The sequence below is a fragment of the Stenotrophomonas chelatiphaga genome (genome assembly GCF_001431535.1).
Taxonomy (GTDB): Bacteria; Pseudomonadota; Gammaproteobacteria; order Xanthomonadales; family Xanthomonadaceae; genus Stenotrophomonas; species Stenotrophomonas chelatiphaga.
The window spans coordinates 1-502 of record NZ_LDJK01000147.1; the positions used below are offsets into that span (position 1 = coordinate 1).

General features: G+C 66.9%; 1 protein-coding gene. It reads left to right on the top strand.

Translation table 11 applies throughout. The annotated features are described in order from the left end of the window. Window positions 1–176 precede the first annotated feature (176 nt). The coding region (locus ABB28_RS17570; RefSeq protein ID WP_245625374.1) for an energy transducer TonB at window positions 177–502 on the top strand (326 nt) is incomplete at its 3' end.

Sequence of the window (502 nt, forward strand, 5' to 3'; positions counted from 1 at the left end):
CGCGAGCACTTCGGGCATCTGTTCCAGCCGGCATGGTGGCGCGCGCTGCAGGAGCGCTTCGCCGCGGGCGAGCATCCCGATACGCCCCCCTATGCGCGTGAAAACCGCCTGGCGTAAGGTGGCCGCTGCCCGATGCCTTTGCTACCCTCGGGGCACATCGACACGGAGCAGTCAGCATGCGTACTTCGATCTTTCTTGGATTGGCCCTGGCCCTTGGCGCAGGCAGCGCAGCGGTACCGCTGGATGCCAGCGCGCAGAGCGCACGTGCGGCGCGCGCGCAGGCCGAAGGCAGCATGGTCCTCAGCGGCAGCATCGACATCGCGCCGGATGGCTCGGTCGAAGGCTTCACGCTGAAGGACGAGCACAAGATCGAGCCTTACATCCAGGACTTCCTGAAGCAGAACGTGGCCCGGTGGCGGTTCGAGCCGGTGCTGCGTGATGGCAAGGCGGTGGCAGCGAAAACGCCGGTGAACCTGCGTCTGGTGGCGCGACAGGTGGAGGG